Source organism: Nocardia albiluteola (genome assembly GCF_018860155.1).
GTDB lineage: Bacteria > Actinomycetota > Actinomycetes > Mycobacteriales > Mycobacteriaceae > Nocardia > Nocardia albiluteola.
This window is the reverse complement of sequence record NZ_JAHKNI010000008.1, coordinates 276,412-297,892: the sequence shown is the minus strand read 5'-3', so window position 1 is coordinate 297,892 and position 21,481 is coordinate 276,412. Positions and strand designations below refer to the sequence as shown.

Sequence of the window (21,481 nt, the reverse complement as noted above, 5' to 3'; positions counted from 1 at the left end):
CCGGTGAAGAAGGGAGACAGCACATGTCGATGCTGCATGTAGGTCAGTCCGAGCCGTTTCTGGTCCGCGCGGACGATGCGGAGGTCCTGGGCGCGGCGCCCATGTCGATCCGGTTACTGGCCGACGGCGACGGGGAGGGCGGGGGCATCAGCGCGAGTCGCACCGTCATGGCCAAGGGCACCCAGGGCGCGCTGCCGCACCACCACGAGCACACGATGGAGATGTTCTTCATCATCGAGGGCGGCCTGCACGTGCTGACCGGCGACCGGGTCGTTACCGCCCGCACCGGCGATTTCCTGCTGGTGCCGCCGAACACCACGCACGCCTTCGCCACCCCCGAGGACACCGGGGTGGACATGCTGTTCCTGATGCCTGGCGTCGCGCGGGCGGACTACTTCCGGATGATCGACCGGATCCGCAACGGCACCGCCGATCCGCAGGAAATCCTCGACAGCGCAGAGATTTTCGACAACCACTTCCATCCGAGCCCGGAGTGGGAGAAGTTCATGGGCTGGTGACCGCGTCGCTGGACGGTCGCGGGCCCGAGCACAGGTATCACCTGGGGACCAGTGGCCGCGCCCCGCCGCTGTCGGACAGGCAGGGTCTAATGGGGTCCAGTACTCGATGAGGAGAGGACGGTGACCGCCAGTGTCCGGTATCGATCGAATCCGTGCCGCGCGGACGTATCTGCGTGCGGGTGGCGAGCTGGCGCGGGCGGTGCGGGCCAATCCACGGCTCGCACGCGAACTCCTGGCGGGGGTGATCGCCGGCAGCCCGGCCGATTCGGCCGACAGTCCGCCCGCCGAGGTCCGGGTCTCGGCCGAGGAGCGGCGCGAGCGGCTCGCCCCGTCCGGGCTCGGCGAATTCGCCAAGACCGCACACGCCGAGCAGACGATCGATGCGCCGATCGAGACCGTATGGGCCTATCTGCGTGAGCTCGGCCGCCTGAGCGAATGGTTCTCCCTGCACCACGGCTGGCGCGGGGATCCGCCCGGACCCCTGCACACCGGCCAGACCTTCACCCAGCAGGCCCAGGTCATGGGGCTGCCGGTGGATATCGCGTGGCGGGTGGCCGCGGTGAGCGAACGCGGCTTCGAGCTACGCGGCCAGGCGCCCCAGCAGGTGCGCCTGGGTTACTGGATCACGGTGTCGGGCACCGATTCTCAGACCGTGGTCGATTTCGATGCCGGTGTGGCCGGCCCGCCGATCGAGGGCCCGCTGGGCGGGTCGGTGGCACGCAGCCTCGAGGAGGCCATGCGCGAATCCCTCGATCGGATGCCCACCGCGATCGCCGGATACACCCCGCCCGCGCGCCCGGCGCGGGAGCCGGTGCTGCACACCGCCTCCGGCGTCCGGCTGGATCCGGCCACTCCGGTGCTGATCGGCGCCGGGCAGATCGTGCAGCGCACCCCGGACGAGAGTTACAGCGATCCGGCCGAATTGGCGGTGCGGGCGCTGCGTCGCGCCGCGGTGGACGCCGGGGCCGATGCCGGGCTGCTGGGCTCGGCGGATGCGGTGTTCGCGGTCGCGTGCACCTCGTGGCAGTACCGGGATCTGGGCGCGGTGATCGCCGAACGAGTCGGGGCGGGCGCCGCGGACACCGTGCAGTCCAGCCCCTTCGGCGGTGACGGTGCCCAGCTGCTGCTCAACGAGGCGGCCGCGGCGATCGCCGCCGGACAGTACGAGATCGTGCTGGTCGCCGGCGCCGAGGCCGGGGCCACCCAGGCCGCGGCGCAGCGCGCGGGAATCGACCTGCAGTGGCCCGCACAGGATCCCGCGCAGGCCCCCACCCGCATCGCCGGGGTTGACAAGCCCGCGAACAACGCCGCGGAGACGGCCGCCGGGCTGATCGCCCCGATCCACATGTACGCGCTGATCGAATCGGCGAACCGGCACCGGCTCGGCCGCACACCCGCGGAGCACTCGCGGCAGGTGGCCCAGCTGTGGTCGCGGCTGTCGCAGGTCGCCGCCGGGAACGAATACGCCTGGCAGCCAGAGAAATTCAGCGCCGAGCAGATCGCGGCCGTGTCCGGGGACAATCGGATGGTCTCCACCCCCTACACCAAACTCGAATGCGCCAACCCGCAGGTCGACATGGCCAGCGGCATCATCGTGGCCAGCGTCGCGGCCGCGACCGCCGCGGGCATCCCGCAGGAGAAATGGGTGTTCCCGCACGCGGGCGCCTCGGGCTGCGACGAATGGTTCGTCAGCGAACGCGCCGAACCGGCCACCTCCCCGGCCATCCGGGCGCTGGGCGCGGCCGCGCTCGCGCACGCCGGGATCACTGCGGACCAGCTGACCCACGTCGACCTGTACGCGTGCTTCCCGGTGGCGGTGCAGATCGCCGCCCGCGAACTGGGCCTGCCCCTGGATGATCCGGACCGGCCGCTGTCGATGACCGGCGGGCTCACCTTCGGCGGCGGACCGGGCAACAACTACAGCGGACACGCGGTAGCCTCGCTGATCACCGCCCTACGCGCGGACCCGCAGTCCTACGGCCTGGCCACCGCGCTGGGCTGGTACCTGACCAAACACTCCCTGGGCGTGTACTCGGCCACGCCGCCGCGCGCGGGCTTCGAGCACCTGACATCGATCATCGACACCCCGCCCCCGCGTCCGGCACGCACCGAGTACGAGGGGCCCGCGGTCATCGAGGCCTACACCGTGCCACACGGGCGCGACGGGGAACCCGAGGCCGCGATCGTCAGCCTGATCGCGCCCGACGGCGCGCGGATTCTGGTGCGCAGCAACGACAAGACGTTGATCGATCGCCTCATCGATACATCGGCGCCGGATGCGCCGACCGCCGGTACCCGCGTTCCGGATTCGGCCGAGTCCGATGCGGCGGGTTCGGTTGTGGCCGAGGCTGCTGGACCCGCACGTGATGCCGATTCGGCCGGGCCCGATTCCGCAGGACGCGGCGACGCGCTCGGGCTGCCCGTGACCGTGCGAGACGGGCAGATCTCCTTCACCGCAGGTGATCGCATGCCGCTGCCGCCTCCGCCGGCGCCGCCCGTGCTGGTCGAGCGGCGGGGCGCGGTCACCATCATCACCATCAACCGTCCCGAGGTCCGCAACGCGGTGAACCTGGCCACCGCGCTGGGGATCGAGCGGGCCCTGGACGCGTACGAGGCCGACCCGCACGCCCAGGTGGCGATCCTGACCGGCGCGGGTGGATATTTCAGCGCCGGAATGGATCTCAAGGCCGCCGCCCGCGGCGAGGTGCCGGTGACCCAGGGCCGGGGCATCCTGGGCATCGCGGCCCAGCCGCCGCGCAAACCGCTCATCGCGGCCGTGGAGGGTCCCGCGCTGGCCGGTGGCTGCGAGCTTGCGTTGTCCGCGGATCTGATTGTCGCGGCACGCAATTCGACCTTCGGGATCCCGGAGGTGAAGCGGGGCCTGGTCGCCGTCGGCGGTGGGGTGCTACGGCTGGCGCGGCGCATCCCGCGCGCGATCGCGATGGAACTGGCGCTGACCGGCGACCCGATCACCGCGGCTCGCGCCGCGGAGCTGGGTCTGGTGAACCAGCTCGCAGACCCGGGCGGGGCGCTCGAGGCCGCGCTGGCGCTGGCCGAACGCATCGCGGTCAACGCGCCGCTGAGCATTCTGGCCAGCAAACGCATCATCGAAGAATCCGCGGACTGGACGGTCGCCGAGGAGTTCACCCGCCAGGGCCAGGTCGCCGCCGCGGCCCTGGCCTCCCAGGACGCCACCGAGGGCGTGCTGGCCTTCACCCAGAAACGGCCACCGGTCTGGAAGGGCCGCTGAAGAACGAGGAAGGGCGCCACGATCCGGGCCGCGGCTGGCGGCCGGACGATTCGCCGACTTTGTCCGGGCAGGATCTCGATCGCGGTCGGCCGGATCGAGCTGTTGTCCCGGTGGTCGATCCTTGCCGGGGGGCGTGCCCGCGGACAACCGGGCGCCGTGTGTCCGCGGGCACGCATCGAGGTGGTGGGCCCCGACACCCTGTAGACGTGCACCGCCCTTCGAAACGTGAGATCGGCGGCAACAGATCCGTCTTGGCGCGGCGATCATCTTGCACTCGTGGATCGCCGCACGTACTGCCGGGGCAGTAGGCGGAAACTCTCGAGTTATCGCACTGTCCCGGGCTGGTACCGGAGCAAGCTGTCGGTCACGGTCCACACCGATCCCTCGGCATCGACGCCGGTCAACCCTTCCAAATATGCCGTCCCGACCAGCGCCAGGGCGGCGGGGTCAGCGATCTCTGAGGTGACGATCGTGTTGCTGGCCGACCACGGGGTCGACCACAGCAGGCGCCGGGTCATCTGGGCCCACCCCAGCCGTGGCCCGGTCATGACCCATAAATCCGGTGTGGTGGCGGTGAACCGGCGGGCCTGCCGCAGCCACGACGCCGCGGTCTCGGGCCAGGTGACGTGGTCGGCGATACGGCCGCCACCGCGTTCCCACTGGGCCGCGACCGCGGCCATGGTCGCTATCGCGGGCGGGGTGCGGCCCGATCCCAGGGTCAGGGTGTGGGCGCCCCGAGCGCGGGCTACCGCGATGATCGCGGCGATCTCGGCATCGGTGGCGGCGGGGACATCGTCGTCTGAGCGGGATATGTGGTGCAGGAGTGGGGTTTCGGGCAGGGCGGTCACCGGATTCTCTCCTTCCAGTCGCGGTAGCGGTCGGGGCAGCAGACCGCGCACGGCCGGTAGCCGGCGGCGACGGCGGTGGGTTCGTCGGCAAAGAACACGCGGTGCTTCACGTAGTGGCCGGCCTCGATCGCGCGGAGCGCCGAGTGGCAGTCCAGGCGGCCGTATATCTTGCTGCGGCGGTGCCCGCCCCACTGCCCGGGGGTCGCGGACCGATAAGGGGGCCCCGCGGCGTCGAGCAGCAGGTAGGTGCGGCTCGAGTGTTCACGCGGCATCGTGGAACACCAGCGCGAGGGTGCGGCGGTGGCCGGAGCGGATCGTGGAGACACCGTGGCGGACCGGGGCCGCCGACCAGCCGCGCGCAGTCTGCACCGGCCGGTCTCTGGTGGTGAACACGAAGCCGTCGCCCTGCTGGAGTTGGGTTGCGGTGCCGCGCGGTTGGGCCCGGGCGCGTTGCTCGACGAGCAGGAACTCCCCACCGGTGTGGTCGATGCCCGGCCGGTCGAGACCGATCACGACCTGCAGCGGAAACACCAACTCCCCGTACAGGTCCCGGTGGAGTGCGTTCCAATCACCCGGGCCGTAGCGCAGCAGGATCGCCGTCGACTTGGTCTGCCCGGCCTTGTGGCACATGGCCAGCCATTCGTCGAGGGTGTCCGGCCACGGCGCGGGCCGCCCCAGTCGTGCCCACCAGTCGCGGGCGATCGGCAGCAGCCGTGGGTAGAGGGCTTGTTTGAGCTGTTCGACCGGTTCGGGGTAGGGGGCGGCGAAGTAGCGATATTCGCCGGAGCCGAACCGGTGCCGGTTCATGTCGACGGTGCTGCGGAACAGCTTCGGCCGGTCGTAGAGGTCTGCGATCGCGGTGGCCTCCTCGTCGGTGAGCAGGCAGGGCAGCGGTGCGCCGCCGTATGCGTCGATGTCGGTGCCGACCGCTGCCCAGTCCACTCGGCCGGCGCGCTCGGACCACCGAGCCGAGCGCGCGGCCGTGGTGGTGCTCATGCGGCGGCCTCGAGGTCCAGCAGCAGGTGCTTGGCGTCGGCGCCGCCGACGTAGCCCCCAAGGCTGCCGTCGGTGCGTAGTACCCGGTGGCACGGCACGATCACCGGCAGCGGGTTGGTCGCGCACGCAGTGCCGACCGCCCGCACCGCCTTGGGGTTGCCGACCAGCTGGGCGACCTGGGCGTAGCTGCGGGTCTGCCCGTAGCCGATCTCGGGCAGGTGCTTCTGCACGATCTGCCGGAACCCGTGTGACAGCGACAGATCCAGTGGCAGGTCGAAGGTCTTGCGCCGGTGGGCGAAGTATTCGTCGAGTTCGCGCATTACCTCGTCGAGGCGGCCCGGCGCCCGCAGGATGCGGGGGCTCACTTTGTGGGCGAGGGTGTCGAGGACCCGGTCGTGGTCTTCGCGGGCGTAGGCCACCCGGATCAGGCCCTTGGGGGTGGCGGCCAGCAGCAGCCGTCCGACGGGGGTGTCCATGGTGGTGTAGGCGACGTCGAGCAGGTCGGCCTGTTCGGCCTTGCGTTCCAGCAGTTGGTGCAGCCGAGCCGTAGTGGTCTCGTCCACGGGCGCCGACAGGGCGGCGATCACATCATCGTCGCGGTGCATCTCGTTCATTGTGTTACTCCTTTCAGTGTCGCGCCCGGGTAGGTTCTGCGCAGATTCTTCACACCATCCGCGGCGGCGCGGCGCGCTGCGTCGGTGGTGCCGCCGAGGATCTGCGCGATCTCGGCGTAGGGCAGGCCGGCCACATAGTGGTAGGCGATGGATTGGCGTTGCTTCTCGGGCAGGGCCGCGACCGCCGCCCAGACACCGGTGTCGTCGGAGCCGACGACACCGGTGCCGGAGGACTCCTCGGGCATCTGCTGCACCGGCAGCGGATTACGTTTGCCGGCCCGGACCACGTCGATGGCTTTGCGGTGGGCGATGGTCACCAGCCACGCCTCCACATTCGCTGTCGCCGGCAGGTCCGGGTACGCACGCATCGCGGCCAAGAACGTTTCCGACCAGGCGTCCTCGGCGTCGTGGACGCCGAGGATCACCCGGCAGACCCGCAGCACGGTGGGCCCGTGCTCGGTCACAATCGTCTCGAACGGTGGCTTCACGGTCAGAACAGCCTTCCCGCACTGACCGCGGCCGGCTCCTCGAGCTCGAGCAGTGCGCGCTTGCGCTTCAGACCGCCCGCGTATCCGGTCAGTGACCCGTTCGCCCCGATCACCCGATGGCACGGGATGAAAATACACAGCGGGTTGGCTCCCACGGCCTGACCGACCACGTGCGCGGCGGACCGGTCACCGACCTGCTGGGCGATCAGCCCGTAGGTGGTGGTCGCACCGAACGGAACGGCACTGACCTGCTCCCACACTCGCTGCTGAAAATCGTTCCCGGCCGGGTTCAACGGCAGCTCGAAGGTGCGGCGCTGTCCGAGCAGGTACTCGAGCAACTGGCCGACGGCTTCTCCCAGGACGGTGTCGTCGACGAAGGACACCGACGGCCCGAACAGCTCCTGGGCCGGCCGCCGTATGTGATCCCGGAAGTACACGCCGGTCACAGCCGCGTCGGTGGCCACGATGGTAACCGGGCCGAGCGTCGCGGTGTCGAGCTTCGTGTGCCGAGCAGTCATCTGCTTCCCCTTATCTCTCGCTCTCACCAGGTAGACGCTCACCGGGCACCGAACGTGAGATCCCGATCCCCGGCCAATCCGTCTCTCGCGGGTCTCCGCCGGTCCGCCCTTCTCTGGGCCGGTTGATGACCATCGTGGCTGGGCCGGTTGTCGGTCGCCGGAGTGGGACGTGATCACCCGCAGACCACGCACCGTCAGGGACCGGCCCGAAATGGGCCGGTCCCTGACGGCGATGGGGTTGTGGAGAGGGATTAGGCGGTCGGGATGATCCCAAGCTGCTGCAGGACCGCGACGCCGTCGTCGAGACCGACTTCCTCGACGATGAGACCGTCCACGACCTTGAGCACCGAGGTGCCGGTGAAGCGCATCGTCTTGCCCGACGCCGCGGGAACCGAGCCGATCGGCAGGTCGTCGAACACGACCGCGCCTGTGTGGGTGCCACCGCCCTCCCACTGGCCCACGACGTAGTCGCCTTCGGCGATGAGATCGGCGGTGCCCCAGAAGTTCAGGTCCGGGAACGCAGTGCGGAACCTGGTCGCGAACGCACGCACCTCGTCGCGCCCGCGCATGGGCTCGTGCAGCGAATACTCGAATCGGATGTCGGGTGCGGCGAGCTCGTCGATGATCGCGGGGTTGAACGGATTGCCCCAGAACTCGGTGAACCAGCGGCCCACGATCTCCTTGTTCTTCTCGAGCGACATATCTTCGTCCTCTCTGTCATCGGATGCCACCGGTCCGCCTTCCGGCGCAGTAACATCTCGTAGACGCCGGGACGAGATCAAACGTGAGATCACTGCCGCGAGATTATTTTTCGGGCGCAGGCCCAGCGTCTCGTAGACGGCCGCTCCGTGCGTCGCCGCGGGAACGACGACCCGGTTGACACCCGCTTCGCGGGCGGCACGCAGCAGCTCGACCTCGAGCACCTGCTCGACCCAGGCCGTGTGATTGGGTCTCAACCACGTCGCCACTCAGACCATCCATCGCCGCGGCCGGGCTGGGCACCAACACACCGAGCTCGAACACCACATCGTCACAGCTGTTCATCGCGATCCTTTCCTGTAGGCACCGGAGCGTCCTGTGGGAACCGGAGCGAGGAGTCGCGCCGGTGTCGGCGGCGGTACCGATTCAGCCCGACCTGAAGACGCGCGGCGCCGGCAGAACGTGAGGACCCACCACCGGTCGCGCAGCAGGTGGCGCGGCGCTGCGCCTGGGTCTGCCACTGCCGTTGCATGATCCGCGAGCGCCCGACTGCAGAAACCGGGCGCGGTCCGGATTCATGCGGGCCAAATACCGGAGCTGCCTCGTCGGTGAGAATCCAGGAGGTGGGTGTCGAGGATGCCGATCGCTTCCATGAGCGCATACATCGTGGTCGGCCCGACGAAGGCGAATCCGCGGCGCCGCAGCTCCTTAGACAGAGCGATCGACTCGGCGGAGGTAGTGGGGATCTCGGCGAAGGTCCGCGGCCTCGGCGTGTGGTCGGGCTGAAACGACCACACCAGCTCGGCCACACCGATCCCGTCACGCAGCTCGACGGTGGCGCGGGCGTTGGTGATGGTCGCGATGATCTTCCGGCGGTTCCGCACGATCGCCGTATCGGCCATGAGCCGTTCGACATCGGTGTCGGTGTAGCTGGCGACGGTGTCGGGGTCGAAGTCGGCGAACGTGGCCCGGAAGGCGGGGCGCTTGCGCAGAATCGTCGCCCACGACAGACCCGACTGGAACCCTTCGAGGCAGATCCGCTCGTACACACCGTGTTCGTCGGTGACCGGCATGCCCCACTCGGTGTCGTAGTAGTCGCGCAGCAGCGAGTCGCCGGCCGCCCATGCGGGCCGGGCGAGGCCATCGTCACCGATGACGACGCCATCGCCGATATTGTTGTGGTCGTTGTCCATTCGGCTATCCTTCGAGTCCGGTCATGCGCATCGTGATGCTGATCCGGCCGTGGTCGAGACCGCACTCCTCGGGAGCGGTGTGCTCGTGGATCTTCGTGACGCCGTGGTAGGCCAGCCTGCTGGGGCCGCCGAAGACGAACAGGTCACCCGAGGTCAACAGCAGGTCGGTGTAGGGCTTGCTGCGGGTGTCGGTGTTGCCGAACCGAAAGGTGCAGTTGTCGCCGACCGACAGCGACACCGCTGGTGCGAGGCAGGATTCGTCCTTGTCCTGATGCATCCCCAGCCGTGCTGTCGCGGCGTAGTAGTTCACCAGGGCGGTGTCGGGGTGTAGGCGTTCACAGTGGCTGCGTCGTAGCCGACTTCACGGAGCGCATATCGTCCCAGGCGGACCATCCAGTCCGGGAACCCGAGGACGCGGGCGCCGTTCACGTCACCGGCTTCGCGGGTGTACTTGTAGGGCTGCCAGTGCCAGCCCAAACAGACTGTGCGTACCGACATTTCGTGGCCGCGGACCTTGGCGGCGCGGATCGGTACCGGTCCTCGGATCCAGTCGTGGAATTGTCCGACGATCCACGCTTGTTGCTGCAGGCTGAGCCAGTCGGGAATCAGGGTGGCGCCGGGAGCGAGATCTCGCCGGCTTCGTTCACCGAACTCCGGGGCGAACAGCGCCGGCGTCGCCGCTCTCACTGCGGCTGCGGATCGTGAGTGGTTGTCGGTGTTGCACATCTGCGCTTCCTCGTACTGTGCGGCCGTGGCGGAATCGGTCGCCGAACCGGTGTTCGTCGAGTCGGTGCTGCGTGCGGCTCGCTATGGCGGCTGGCTTCGTCATCGGATCGGTCCTGCTCCGTGTCGGTTCGCCGGTCTGGTCTCACGAGGAAGACGCACACCAGGTCGTCCGCGTGAGATAGGAACCGAAACGACCCGGGCGATCGACATGCAGGCATCGGCCAGGTCCAGGTGAACACGGGCCGTGGCGGCTCAGGCAAGCACGCCAGACCGCGAGTCGTGTGGCGCGAGTCTCGAAACCGAACCGGCTTCGACCTCGTCTGGCCCGCCAGACTGTCGTGCTCCGCTCGCGCCGTCTCATGAATCGCGCCACGGGAACGTCTACGGGGGTAGTGACCTCGAACGCCGAGCCCTGCAACAAGGCCGGCAAATACGACGCGGCCAGGGCTACAGCCTGCACGTCACCGCACCACCGCACGTTCATCGGGCGCTGCTGGTCGCCGCGGAAACAGTCAGCGAAAGCGCTTCGGCTGCCGGCCGCAAGGCATTCCGGATCTACCGCGACCGACTGAACGCCGTGACTACCTGATCAAAACGCCGTGACTACCTGATCAATTCGTATGCCTCGTCACTGAAATGGCAGTGGTGTCTGGTTATATGAAATGTCAGTGGGTCACTCGCGCGGGGTGGCTGATGCTGTCGCCGAACCCACCGTGCATGGCCGGCCCCGGCTACCGGTCATCGAATCATGGTGTCGCGCAGCCATTTCACCACGAAGTACCCCACCTCGCCGGATCCGGGGCGGTGCAGCATTTCGCTACGGAACCGCTGCCCGCCAGCCGCGCCGGCGAGTACCTGCCACGCTGCCCGGCCGGTCGCGTTCACCGGCCGCGACGCCTGCGGCCGCAACCCGGCCAGCCATTCAGTGTTCGCCTCGCTCAACGCCCGCGCCACCTCCCGGTCGTGATATCCCGCTCGCGACTCCGGATGTGGGCGAGTGGTCACGCCACGTACCGCCGATCCCTCACCGAGTACCAGCATGGCGACCCGATCCGCCCGCCCAGCCAACTCCCGGCCGAGATCGGCACACTCCCGGGGAGACGCGTCGAACGCGACGCCGCAATCGGCGCCGATATTCGGCGATCCGGTTACCTATCGAAACGTTGCTTAACGCGGCATCAGCAATATGCGTGTGTCCGGCTCGGCTCAGATGTGTTGAATCCCCCACTGCACGAGCCTTTCCACAGGCATGTCCCATGCTCGTACAGCTGAGTTGGGAACGAACGTCGTGATCTCCGGAATTTCGTCCAGTTCCGGGACCTTGGCGAGAAAGTGGAGATAGCTGCCATCTTCGAGCCGGGTCGAGAAGGGTTGATCGGGATCGTCGGGTTCGGCGTCGAATGACAACTCGGGCTCAGCGGCGAGCCATGGCTCCAGCAGGTCCTCGACTTGGGTGAAAGAGGCTTGGGTGAGCCAGTCGCGTTGTGGCTGCTCCGTGGAGAACCCGCCAATCGTGGAGAAGCAGAGAGTCGACCAGTCGTCGATATCGCTTGCCCGGCACTGGTTGGCCAGTGCGGCGATGCCGAAATCATGCATTTCGGGATCCGGATGGCCCACAGCCAAGGCGACATGGCCGGCGTAGATGTCCTGACCGTCGGCGCCGAAGCAACTCAAAGCGGAGTCCACCGCGCTGGCGAACCTGCGGTACTCGTCGGGTGTGAAGAATTCACACCAGTAGGGGACCCTGTCTCCTGGTCCACACGGGTCGTCGGACACCTCCACACTCCCGGCTTGCTCGCAGGCGTCCAGCAGCGGGATGGCGGATTTCTGCAGGGTGCCCCGTTCTCGATCTCGGACCAGCTGGCGCAGAAAGAATTCCGGGATCACACCTGTCCTGAACTCCGTCGGGGTGTTGGAGCGGATGACCGCGGTGCGGTTGTAGGGGTTGAGGTCGTCACCTTCACGATCCTGATAACCCCATCGGGCCGGCGCGGCACGTAACAGGACTTCGCCGATGTATCGCACCGTGCCGGTGGTGAACTCCGCGTTGTCCTCGATGCCGATGGCGGCCTGGTCTGGGTAGCGCGCGAGCACGATCGGTTCCAGCGCGTCCAGGGAGTCGAGTGTGAAGTCGAAAGGAAAGTCTGCGGGCAGGTAGCGACGGCGCCACTGCTCCAGCGCACTTCCCATGGTGGCCAACCAGCTGTCCAGAAAGACGCGTGCCGCCTCGGTCATGGTCACGCGGTCCTCGGCCATGTACGCCTCGGTTTGGTTATGCTCGTGCACGATCTACATCCTCGTGTGCTGTCGATGAGATCCCAATTTTGAGTAGCACACTCGACCATCTCGCAAAACTTACGTTGGGCGGCGCAAGAGCCGCGTGTCCTCGATCTTTCCTCTCGGTTGCCGACCGTGCCTGGCGACCGCATGTGTATCCGCGGTCAGGTTCGGCGATGAGGTGGCTCCGTAGTTTGGCTCTGTCATTGTGCTGTGGGATGTTGCGAGGTAGCGTGCTGGGCGTGCAGCGCGCTTACTTCACTACGACGCCGGACGACGTCCCGGCGCGCTGACTCTGTTCTGATCAAAGCCCCGGGCGGATGCCCGGGGCTTTCGCGTGTGGTCATCCGCCTTCGACTGGAAGGAAGACTCACGTGCACGACCACCGGAAACTGGGCCGGGAACTCAGCCTGTTCGACACCGATCCATTGATCGGGGCCGGACTACCGTACTGGCTGCCCGATGGCGCGATCGTGCGCCATAGTCTCGAGGAATACATACGCACCGCCGAACGGCGAGCGGGCTACCAGCACGTGTACTCTCCTGTGCTCGGCAAGCGAGAGCTCTACGAAATCTCTGGCCACTGGGCGCACTACAACGACGACATGTACCCGCCGATGGACGTCGGTGGTGAGCAAGTGGTGCTACGGCCCAGCGTGTGCCCACATCACGCGGTGATGTACCGGTCCCGCTCCCACAGCTACCGTGAATTGCCTCTGCGCATGGCCGAACTCGGCGCGATGTACCGCTCGGAACTGTCCGGTGTGCTCGGCGGCTTGACCCGCGTGAGATGCATCCAACTGAACGATGCACATATTTTTTGCACCCTCGAGCAGGTCGCCGACGAGGCCACCGCGGCGCTCGCACTGATCGGGTCCGCATACCAAGCCATGGGAATCACCAACGCTCGCTACCGGCTTTCACTTCCCGGCGCGAGCGGCAAATACGTTGCGGCGCCGGAGATGTGGCAGCGTGCAACCAAGATTCTCAGCGAGGTGCTCGACCGGTCCGGCGTGCCCTATGAGGCCGCCGAGGGCGAAGCCGCATTCTACGGCCCGAAAATCGACATCCAGGTCAGCGACCATGCCGGGCGCGAATCGACCCTGTCCACCGTGCAGGTCGATTTCCATCAACCCGAGCAGTTCGATCTGCACTACATCGGCGCCGACGGGGGCAAGCATCGGCCGGTCATGGTGCATCGCAGTATCATCGGCAGCGTCGAGCGTGTGGTCGCGCACCTCATCGAACTTCACGGCGGGGGCTTCCCTGCGTGGCTGGCCCCTGTTCAGGTCGTGGTACTGCCGGTATCCGACGCCCAGGAGTCGGACGCTGCCCAGCTCCGCGATCATTGTCTGAGCGCGGGTCTGCGTGCGCAGGTGGTGCCCGCCGAGGCAGGAAACCTGGGGGCACGGGTGCGTGAAACCCGCCTGGCGCCATACCAGTTCATCGTCGGGCCGGCTGAAGCCTCCAACGGAGATGTGGCGATACGGCTGCGAGACGGTCGTCGTCTTCCCGCCCTCGCTGCCGGTGACGCCATCGCCTGTATCCGAGCACTGATCCAGGCCAACGACACCCGTTTGTGGGCCGACTGATGCCTGCTGCCGGTGGCCGCCGGGCCACCGGCAGCAGGCGGCGCGGTGTCTTCGAAGGGGCGCAAGAGCGTGTCGCCGGCCCGTAATAGTCGCCAGCCCGTCGTACGTCTCGGCCTGAGCCTGGTTGCGAGCGTGCGCAACCCGCTCCACGAGCGGGACCGGACCCGGCCGGATCACCCGCGCCGAGATCGGGTACTCACACACCAGTCGGAACAACAGCGTCGGCGAATCGTGCTCCATCGCCCGCGCCAGGAGAAACTCGTCGAGCTCTTTCAACTCGATCGCCGCGGTCGGCCGCCAACCCAGGTACTGGGCCGCCAGGCGCACATGCTCGCTGCGCGTGCCGTGCGAACGAAGCTGCGCCGCATCCACATTCGACTGCTCCCCAGCCGCGGCAGACTGCACAGAATCACTGCCGGGCCCAGGCGCACACTACACCCGCGTTGCCACGAACCCAGCCCTCCCGCACCCCGACCAACCTCATCGGCAGACAAGTCAAGCACCAACCACCCACCCTGCACGCCGAACCGGCGAAACACTTTCTACCAGGGCACATCCCGAACATCGTTGGATTTTCGGCGATTACTACCGGAATCCCTTGTGGCCGATGCGCGCGGTCGGTCAATCGGATGCGGACCGCAGATTGTTCATGAGCAGGCCGAGGGTGAACTCGAAGCGGTCGGGTCCGGTGCCGGTGATCAGCTCGGCGGCATGGCGTCGAGTCAGCGGGAATTTCTCGGCGGGCAGGGCGGAGAAGCGGGCCAGCAACTCCTCGTGGCCGAGCACCCATTCCTGATCCTGGTGCCGGCGCCGCTGCTGAACCAGCGACTGTTCGAGCGCATAGGCGCTGACGTAGAGGGACAGCGCGTCGCGTGCCCATCCGGCCGTCCTGGGTTCGATGCCACCCGCGAGCAGGATCGCCAGGATGCCTTCGCCGACGCGCAGTGTCTCGAGATTGGTCGGCACCGTGGCCAGCGCGGCCCGCGAGACGCCGGGGTATTTCAGGTACTGGTCGCGGATCTGCGTGTACACCCCGCGTAGCTGCTCGCGCCAGGCAGCCGGGTCCGGTTCGGGGAGCGTGACCTCTGCGTAGAGTCTGCCGATCAGCAGATCGTCGAGATCGTCCTTGTTGACGATGTGTGCGTACAGCGACGACGGCCCGGTGCCGAGCACGGCGGCGACCCGGCGGACGGTCAAGGCGTCGTATCCCTCGGCGGCGACGACTTCCAAGGCGGCGTCGGTGATCCGCTCGACGGTGATCGGCTGCTTGCGTGGTGCCGGCGCGGCGACCCCCGCTGCGGGCTGGGCGTGGCGGGCGGCGCGGTGTTGGCGGGGAGCGGTGTGCGATGCGAGTTGCCGTTGCCGGAGCCGGTCTGGGAGGTTTGGCGCTCGCGCAGGGCCTGCGTGGTGCCGGGATCGAGGCCGAGGTGTTCGAACGCGACCCGGGGATTCTCGCGCGGTTCCAGGGCTATCGGCTCGTGCTGAACCCCATCGGTTTTCAGGCGGTGCGCGACTGCCTGCCGTCACGCTGGCACCCGCTGCTGGACGAGATCGTGATGGACGCCTCCGCCGAGCAGCTGATCCTGGACCCGCAGTTGAACGAGATCGGCAGGCTCGGCGCGAGCCGGACCGGCATCGTCGTCGACCGCCAAGTGCTACGACACCTGCTGCTGACCGGCCTCACCGTGCACACCGACGCCGCACTCACCGGCTACGAAGTCCTGGCCGGCGGCACAGTCCGAGCCGAGTTCGCCCGCCGCGACCCGGTCACCGCCGACCTGCTCGTCGGCGCGGACGGCATCACCTCCGCGGTCCGCGGGGTGCTGTCGCCGCAGACCACCCCGACCGACACCGGCGTCCGGTTCGTCATCGGCCGCACCCTGCTGACCGACGAGTTCGCCGGCCTGTCCAAGGCATACGGCTCGAAGATTGCGGGTGCGGGCGTCAGCCTGCTGCTGGGCGCGATGCGTTTCCGTACCCCGCCCAAGCAGGCCGCCGAGCAACTGGCCCCCGAAGTCACGCTGCCCGACATCGGCGACTACGTGCGCTGGGCCATGATCCTGCCGCCGAACGGCTCGCTGGAAGACCTGAGCGCGCAGGACGCCGTGTTGTCCAGGATGCAAGGTTGGCACCCGCAACTGCGCGCGCTTATCGAACAGGCCGACCCGGACAACAGCACGCTGCTGTCGATCCGGGTGGTCGAGCCCTGTGAGCTCTGGGCGTCCGGCCCGGTCACGCTGCTCGGCGACGCGATCCACGCCACCTCCCCGACCGGCGGCAACGGCGCGAACACCGCGCTGCGCGATGCCGACCTGCTGCGCCGCTGCCTGATCGAGGCCGACGCAGGCCGCCGGGACCTGCACAGCGCGGTCGGCGATTACGAGCGGCAGATGTTCGAGTACGGCACCGACGCCGTCCGGAGCAGCCTCGAGAAGTTGCCCGCCTTCGCCCCCCGAAGCGAAACTGTCCTGAGCCGAATCGCAGCAGCCACCACGCTCGCCCGCAGTTGCCCGGACGGGTAAGGCTTCAGCCGGTTGGGGCAGTCTTCCTCGAAGCGTGCTGCGCGAGGGCGTGGTTGGCCGCACGTGATGGAAGGCGACCTGTGACGTTCGGTGACCGCGGATGGGGCCCTGTCAGTGTTCGGAGCCTGCCTGTATCGGTGCGGCGGCCGCAGAGAGGGTGCGCAGGTCGTAGAAGGCCCGGGAGAGACGCGCGTCCAGAGTGTCTGAGGCGTCATCGATCCAGGCGTGGACCGCGTGTTGATAGGCGGCCCAGCCGGTCCGGGCGGCCAGGTCGGCCGGACCGGCATCGATGCCACGTTGTCGCAGCGCCTCCGCCACGGCATCGGTGAGCCATGCATGCTTGGACAGTTCGCGTTCGCGCAGTGCCGGGGTAACCGCGATGACTTTCCATCGTGGATCGGACGACGGGCGGTTGCGTTCCAGATTCCGAGCGGATTTCCGGAACGCGCACAGCAGTGCCTCGAACGGGCCCAGTTCCTGAGGTGCTTCGGCAATCGACTGCATCAGCGCGGTGCGTAAGTCGGCTTCGCCGTCGAAGAGCACCTCGCGCTTGTCGGGGAAGTGCCGGAAGAAGGTGCGCTCGTTGACCCCGGCTCGGGCGGCGATCTCCGCTGCTGTGGTCTGTTCGAACCCGCGTTCCCGGTACAGCTCCAGAGCCGCCTGTTGCAGGCGGCGACGCACCTCTGCTCCGCTTCGTGGCATTCTCCGAGCCTACCGCGATGTGTCAGTGACTGGCATCAAGTTGCGTCAGTTACTGGCGCTACGCGTAGAGTCGGTGACTGGCACTACTTAGCGCCAGTGAATGGCGTAACAAGGGAGGGTTCCATGCATGTCTTCGTCACCGGGGGCTCCGGTCAGACCGGACCCACTGTCGTCACCGAGCTCATCGCGACCGGTCACACCGTGACCGGTCTGGCCCGCTCGGAGGCCGCGGCCGCCCGGCTGAAATCGTTGGGTGCGACACCGCATCGCGGTTTCCTGGACGACCTCGACAGCCTGCGTCGCGGCGCGGCAGCCGCCGACGGCGTACTACACATGGCGTACGGGGGCGACTACGCGGATCCGGATGACCTCATCCGCCGCGACTGCGCAGCGATCGAGGCGCTCGGGCAGACGCTGGCCGGGTCCGGTAAGCCGCTTGTCAGCACCTCGGGCACCTTGGTAACCAGGGCCGGGCAGGTCAGTACCGAGCAGGACGCACCAGACCCCGACTCGGTCGCCGCATTCCGCATCGCGGGCGAGCAGACCTGCCTGAGCCTCGCCGGATCGGGTGTGCGAGCCAGCGTGGTGCGACTCGCGCCGACCGTGCACGGACCCGGCGACTACGGGTTCATTCCGGCTCTCATCGCGGCCGCGCGCAGGGCAGGCGTCTCGGCCTACATCGGCGACGGCGCCAATCGGTGGCCGGCGGTCCACCGCGCCGACGCCGCGGTGGCGTTCCGGCTGGCGTTGGAGAGGGCTCCGGCCGGCAGCGTGCTACACGGCGTCGGCGAAGGCGCGGTCACGATCAGAAGCATCGCGGAGCAGATCGCGCACGCGCTCGACATCCCCACCGCTTCGCTGACCCTCGAACAGGCCGCCGCGCATCTCGGGAACCCGTTCCTGGCCCGATTCTTCTCCCTCGACGTCCCGGTCTCCAGCGAACACACCCAAGCGCTGCTGGGGTGGGCGCCCGAACACGCGACGTTGCTCGACGACCTGCGGACCGGTGACTACTTCACTCCACAGGCCAGCGTCCGGGCCGAGCAGGTCTGGCTGCCGCACGGTCCGCACGAGCGCAGCCACAGCTGACCTGCCTGATGCCCGCGCGGGTATCAGTGCCCGGAGGCGAGCTGTTCACTGCGGGTTTTGAGCCCGTGCGCCTCCATCGCGACGTATCGGCGGGTCAGTGATCCGGTCAGCGCGCCGACGGGCCGGGCCAGCGGGCCCAGCTGATCGATGACAAGCCGTGCGGCGGTGACGGTTTCGGTGACGGGTTGCAGCGCGTGGATGCCGATGGTTGTGACGCCGGGCGCCCGGGAGATCCAGGTGAACGCCGAGCCGGGGGTCAGCTCGGTGATCGTCCAGATCGCCGAGGGAAGGCGGGGCTGGCGGATGCGCGCGCGGCTGCCGAGGCGCAGCGGGCCGTTGTCGAGCAGGTCGAGCCGGGTGATCGACGCGGTCCAGCGCGGCCAGGATTCGACCTCGGCCAGTACCGACCACACCGTGGCGATCGGGGCGGCGATCTCGGTGGTGGTGTCGAGGTGCACGAATACGAGCGTGGCACAACGGATTCGGCCCCGGGGGCGTTTCGGGACGAGAGGGGCCGGGCAGGCCACAGATCGGGGTGTGATGGTTACTGTGGAGGGCATGTCTGATGCACAGCCCGCCCGGATCGATACCGCTCTCGTGCTGGGCGGGGGTGGACCGGTGGGGATCGCCTGGATGGCGGGTCTGGTGACGGGGTTACGCGACGCCGGAATCGATCTGTCGCTGGCGGACCGATTCGTGGGCACCTCGGCCGGGGCCGTGGTGGGCGCCGTGCTGGCCGCCGGCGGGGATCCGGCGATCCTGGCCGCGCCGTTGCCCTCGGACGGGGAACGGTTCGAGGTGGACCAGGAACTGATGATGGGGATCTTCGCGGAGCTGGCCGCGCCCGGGGTCGATCGGGGCGCGGCGTGGCGCCGGGCGGGGGAGCGGGCGCTGACCGCACCGGTGGGCGATCCGGCGGTGCATGTGGCGCGCATGCGGAATCTGGTGGGCATGGACGAGTGGCCGGACCGGGATCTGCGGATGACCTCGATCGACATCACCACCGGCGAGTTCCGGGTGTGGACCGCCGCGGATGCGGCCACCCTGCCCGAGGCGCTGGCCGCGAGCACCTGTGTACCGGGCGTGTTCCCGCCGATTCCGGTGCAGGGGCACCATTATGTGGACGGCGGCCTGCGCTCGTCGGTGAATGCCGACCTCGCCGCGGGCGCGGAGCTGGTGGCGATCCTCGAGCCGCTGGCCCACATGTTCCCGCGCACCCCCGCGGACCGCGAATTGGATGGTGCCACGGAGATTTCGGTGGTTCCCGACCCGGAAACGATCGCCCTGTTCGGCCTGGACGTATTCAGCCCCGCGGCCGTGGCACCGGCGCACGAGGCGGGCCTGCGCCAGGCCCAGGATGCCGCATTGCGCCTGAAGGCCCACTGGCCCGGCCGGTGATCGGCCGGGCCGGTAGGCCCCTGCGCGTGGTGCCGGGCGTCCCCGGCCACCGGCTCAGCTGTCGACGTGCACGTGCGGGCGCTGAGCGGGGTCGGGGACGGCGCGGCGCAGGATCTCGCGGGTCACCGGCGCCACCTCGCCCTCGCCGACGAACAGGAACTTGAGCAGGTTCGTCAGCGGATTGCCCTCGGTCCATTCGAAATACACGTGCGGGTTCAGTCCCGTGCGGTCGCGGATGGCCAGCAGGATCGCCGCGATCGAGTTCGGGATGGCGGTGGCCTCGACGGTGAGGATCTTGTAGCAGTCCAGCTCGACCGCGCTCACGTGCAGGTCGGTGGAGAATTCCGAGGCGTCGCGGATGATCACCTCGAGGAACAGGATCGGCTCGGAGGCGGGGATGTGGCTCTCGATGCGTTGCACGGCCTCCTTCTCGCGGTATTCGGCGGGCTGGCGGTCCTCGAGGCTGTCCAGATCGTGGGTGACGATGCGGATGGTGCCGCTGGCGGCGATCTTGTCGATCAGCCAGCCGGCCTTGTCGTCGAAGTCGACCTCGATCGCGCGCAGCTCGAAAGCGCGCCGGGCGCGGGAGATGAACGACACCACGATGATCGCCAGGATGAACAGCGAGGCCAGCTGCACACCCTCAGGCTTCTCGACGATGTTCAGGATCGTGGTGTACACGAAGACCGCCGAGACGATGCCGAAGCCGATCATCTTGTTGCGCTCGCGTTTACGCGCCGCGGACAGGGTCACCGCGACTGCGGCGGAGGTGATCAGCACCAGCACTCCGGTGGCGTAGGCGCCGCCCTGGGCGTCGACGTCGGCCTTGAAGTACCAGGTGATGCCGAGGGAGATGACCGCGAACACCAGCACCAGTGGGCGGGTGGTGCGCGCCCACTCCGGGGCCATGCCGTAGCGCGGCAGGTACCGCGGCACCAGGTTCAGCAGGCCCGCCATGGCCGAGGCGCCGGCGAACCACAGGATCGCGATGGTGGAGACGTCGTAGACGGTGCCGAATCCGTTGCCCAGGTACTCGTGCGCCAGATACGCCAGCGCGCGCCCGTTGGCCTTGCCACCGTTCTGGAATTCGCGTTCGGGGATCAGCACCACGGTGATGAAACTGGTGATGATCAGGAACACGCTCATGATGATCGCGGCGGTGGTCAGCAACTTCTTGGCGCCCGCGATCCGGGTGGTGGGATTGTCCTCCGGTTCGCCGGGGGTGCTCTTGATCTGCGGCATCACCGCCACGCCGGTCTCGAAGCCCGAAAGGCCCAGTGCGAGTTTGGGGAACACCAGCAGCGAGACCCCGATCATGGCGAAGATGCTGCCGTGCTGGGCGGTCATGGCGTGGGTCCAGTCCACGATCAGTCCCGAGGCGGTGAACACGTGGTACAGCCCGACCGCGGCGACGACCACGTTCAGCGCCAGATACGCCCCCACCAGCACGACCGCGGTGCTGATGGCCTCACCGAAACCCTTGAGGAAGATCGCGGCCAGCAGCGCCAGCAGCACCATCGTGATCAGCATCGCGTGGCCGGTGAGCCAGTGCGGCACAAGCGGATTCTCCACGATGTGCGCGGCGCCGTCGGCCGCGGACAGGGTCATCGTGATCACGAAGTCCGTCGCGGCGAAGCCCAGCAGCACCAGGATGAAGATCTTGCCGGTCCAGCGCGGCAGGATGCCGAACATGGCCAGCGAGCCGCCGCCGTGCGGGGATTCGCGGGCGACGCGGCGGTAGACCGGCAGCGCGCCCAGCAGCGTCAACGCCACCAGCACCAGCGTCGCAAGCGGCGACAGCACACCCGCGGCTACCGCGGCGATGCCCGGCTGGTAGCCCAGCGTGGAGAAGTAGTCCACGCCGGTCAGGCACATCACCTTCCACCAGGAGCGCTGATGGGATTCCTCGGCCTGTTTGACCATGGGGCCCGGGTGCTGGGAGTACTGCTCCTCGTCTGCCCCCTGTAGCAGCCAGGATTTGATCCCGGTGCGTGGCCGTTGCGCGGTGGCGGTCACGTCGTCGTCCCCCTCGAGGGCTCCCTGTCCGGTGG

20 protein-coding genes and 2 pseudogenes are annotated in these 21,481 nt (G+C 68.3%); 6 read left to right on the top strand and 16 right to left on the bottom strand.

Annotated features, from left to right (window positions below):
- The first annotated feature begins 23 nt into the window (after window positions 1-23).
- Complete coding sequence (locus KO481_RS24780) at window positions 24-518, top strand: cupin domain-containing protein (RefSeq protein ID WP_215920113.1); 495 nt, start codon at window positions 24-26, stop codon at window positions 516-518.
- Window positions 519-648: 130 nt separating this feature from the next.
- The gene (locus KO481_RS24775) at window positions 649-3,768 is read left to right on the top strand and encodes a type II toxin-antitoxin system Rv0910 family toxin (protein WP_215920112.1); all 3,120 of its coding nucleotides are present in this window, start codon (window positions 649-651) and stop codon (window positions 3,766-3,768) included.
- 323 nt (window positions 3,769-4,091) lie between these two features.
- Here the strand turns inward: KO481_RS24775 and KO481_RS24770 are convergent, their stop codons facing one another.
- The 11 genes and pseudogenes from KO481_RS24770 to KO481_RS24720 form a co-directional block, all read right to left on the bottom strand.
- Window positions 4,092-4,616 (bottom strand): hypothetical protein, encoded by a 525-nt coding sequence (locus KO481_RS24770; protein WP_215920111.1) that lies wholly within the window; start codon window positions 4,614-4,616, stop codon window positions 4,092-4,094.
- A complete protein-coding gene (locus tag KO481_RS24765) occupies window positions 4,613-4,888 on the bottom strand; it encodes an Ada metal-binding domain-containing protein (RefSeq protein WP_215920110.1) in 276 nt (91 codons plus the stop codon). The genes KO481_RS24770 and KO481_RS24765 overlap by 4 nt, the downstream gene beginning before the upstream one ends.
- Complete coding sequence (locus tag KO481_RS24760; RefSeq protein WP_215920108.1) at window positions 4,878-5,612, bottom strand: 2OG-Fe(II) oxygenase; 735 nt, start codon at window positions 5,610-5,612, stop codon at window positions 4,878-4,880. The genes KO481_RS24765 and KO481_RS24760 overlap by 11 nt, the downstream gene beginning before the upstream one ends.
- Entirely contained in the window at window positions 5,609-6,217 is a 609-nt protein-coding gene (locus KO481_RS24755; RefSeq protein ID WP_372452127.1) for a methylated-DNA--[protein]-cysteine S-methyltransferase, read from the bottom strand. The genes KO481_RS24760 and KO481_RS24755 overlap by 4 nt, the downstream gene beginning before the upstream one ends.
- 5 nt (window positions 6,218-6,222) lie before the next feature.
- Window positions 6,223-6,720 (bottom strand): RNA polymerase sigma factor, encoded by a 498-nt coding sequence (locus KO481_RS24750; protein WP_215920402.1) that lies wholly within the window; start codon window positions 6,718-6,720, stop codon window positions 6,223-6,225.
- A complete protein-coding gene (locus KO481_RS24745; protein WP_215920104.1) occupies window positions 6,717-7,232 on the bottom strand; it encodes a methylated-DNA--[protein]-cysteine S-methyltransferase in 516 nt (171 codons plus the stop codon). The genes KO481_RS24750 and KO481_RS24745 overlap by 4 nt, the downstream gene beginning before the upstream one ends.
- Window positions 7,233-7,483: 251 nt before the next feature.
- Window positions 7,484-8,188: an ester cyclase gene (locus KO481_RS43300; protein ID WP_245401438.1), complete on the bottom strand. Its 705-nt coding sequence runs from the start codon at window positions 8,186-8,188 to the stop codon at window positions 7,484-7,486.
- 318 nt (window positions 8,189-8,506) lie between these two features.
- Window positions 8,507-9,124, bottom strand: a complete 618-nt coding sequence (locus KO481_RS24735) for a DNA-3-methyladenine glycosylase I (protein ID WP_215920087.1) — start codon at window positions 9,122-9,124, stop codon at window positions 8,507-8,509.
- Between the two features lie 4 nt (window positions 9,125-9,128).
- Window positions 9,129-9,694: pseudogene (locus tag KO481_RS24730) on the bottom strand (alpha-ketoglutarate-dependent dioxygenase AlkB).
- Between the two features lie 894 nt (window positions 9,695-10,588).
- Window positions 10,589-10,855 carry a class III extradiol ring-cleavage dioxygenase family protein gene (locus KO481_RS24725; protein WP_215920085.1) on the bottom strand — a complete coding sequence of 89 codons (267 nt, stop codon included), beginning with the start codon at window positions 10,853-10,855 and terminating at the stop codon, window positions 10,589-10,591.
- Between the two features lie 201 nt (window positions 10,856-11,056).
- Window positions 11,057-12,136, bottom strand: coding sequence for a hypothetical protein (locus KO481_RS24720; RefSeq protein WP_215920083.1), 1,080 nt, complete (start codon window positions 12,134-12,136; stop codon window positions 11,057-11,059).
- A 311-nt stretch (window positions 12,137-12,447) separates the two neighbouring features.
- Here KO481_RS24720 and thrS point away from each other — a divergent pair, with 311 nt between their 5' ends.
- The gene (thrS, locus tag KO481_RS24715; protein WP_281066177.1) at window positions 12,448-13,719 is read left to right on the top strand and encodes a threonine--tRNA ligase; all 1,272 of its coding nucleotides are present in this window, start codon (window positions 12,448-12,450) and stop codon (window positions 13,717-13,719) included.
- A gap of 90 nt (window positions 13,720-13,809) precedes the next feature.
- Here thrS and KO481_RS44020 read toward each other — a convergent pair.
- Together KO481_RS44020 and KO481_RS24705 are read right to left on the bottom strand one after the other, a co-directional pair.
- A pseudogene (locus KO481_RS44020) lies at window positions 13,810-14,213 on the bottom strand (DUF4158 domain-containing protein); the annotation flags it as partial.
- Between the two features lie 127 nt (window positions 14,214-14,340).
- Window positions 14,341-14,964 (bottom strand): TetR/AcrR family transcriptional regulator, encoded by a 624-nt coding sequence (locus tag KO481_RS24705; RefSeq protein WP_308166783.1) that lies wholly within the window; start codon window positions 14,962-14,964, stop codon window positions 14,341-14,343.
- Between the two features lie 101 nt (window positions 14,965-15,065).
- Between KO481_RS24705 and KO481_RS24700 the strand changes: the two genes are divergently transcribed.
- Window positions 15,066-16,241, top strand: coding sequence for an FAD-dependent oxidoreductase (locus KO481_RS24700; RefSeq protein ID WP_215920080.1), 1,176 nt, complete (start codon window positions 15,066-15,068; stop codon window positions 16,239-16,241).
- A 111-nt stretch (window positions 16,242-16,352) separates the two neighbouring features.
- On the opposite strand, the gene KO481_RS24695 is transcribed toward KO481_RS24700, so the two are convergent.
- On the bottom strand, window positions 16,353-16,943 hold the full coding sequence (locus tag KO481_RS24695; RefSeq protein WP_215920079.1) for a TetR family transcriptional regulator: 591 nt from the start codon (window positions 16,941-16,943) through the stop codon (window positions 16,353-16,355).
- Window positions 16,944-17,066: 123 nt separating this feature from the next.
- On the opposite strand from KO481_RS24695, the gene KO481_RS24690 reads away from it, so the two are divergent.
- Window positions 17,067-18,032, top strand: a complete 966-nt coding sequence (locus KO481_RS24690; RefSeq protein WP_215920078.1) for an SDR family oxidoreductase — start codon at window positions 17,067-17,069, stop codon at window positions 18,030-18,032.
- A 23-nt stretch (window positions 18,033-18,055) separates the two neighbouring features.
- On the opposite strand, the gene KO481_RS24685 is transcribed toward KO481_RS24690, so the two are convergent.
- Window positions 18,056-18,490, bottom strand: coding sequence for an SRPBCC family protein (locus KO481_RS24685; RefSeq protein ID WP_215920077.1), 435 nt, complete (start codon window positions 18,488-18,490; stop codon window positions 18,056-18,058).
- A gap of 100 nt (window positions 18,491-18,590) precedes the next feature.
- On the opposite strand from KO481_RS24685, the gene KO481_RS24680 reads away from it, so the two are divergent.
- Complete coding sequence (locus tag KO481_RS24680; RefSeq protein ID WP_215920076.1) at window positions 18,591-19,430, top strand: patatin-like phospholipase family protein; 840 nt, start codon at window positions 18,591-18,593, stop codon at window positions 19,428-19,430.
- A gap of 54 nt (window positions 19,431-19,484) precedes the next feature.
- Here KO481_RS24680 and KO481_RS24675 read toward each other — a convergent pair whose 3' ends face one another.
- Entirely contained in the window at window positions 19,485-21,353 is a 1,869-nt protein-coding gene (locus KO481_RS24675) for an APC family permease (protein WP_245401500.1), read from the bottom strand.
- Between the last annotated feature and the right edge of the window lie 128 nt (window positions 21,354-21,481).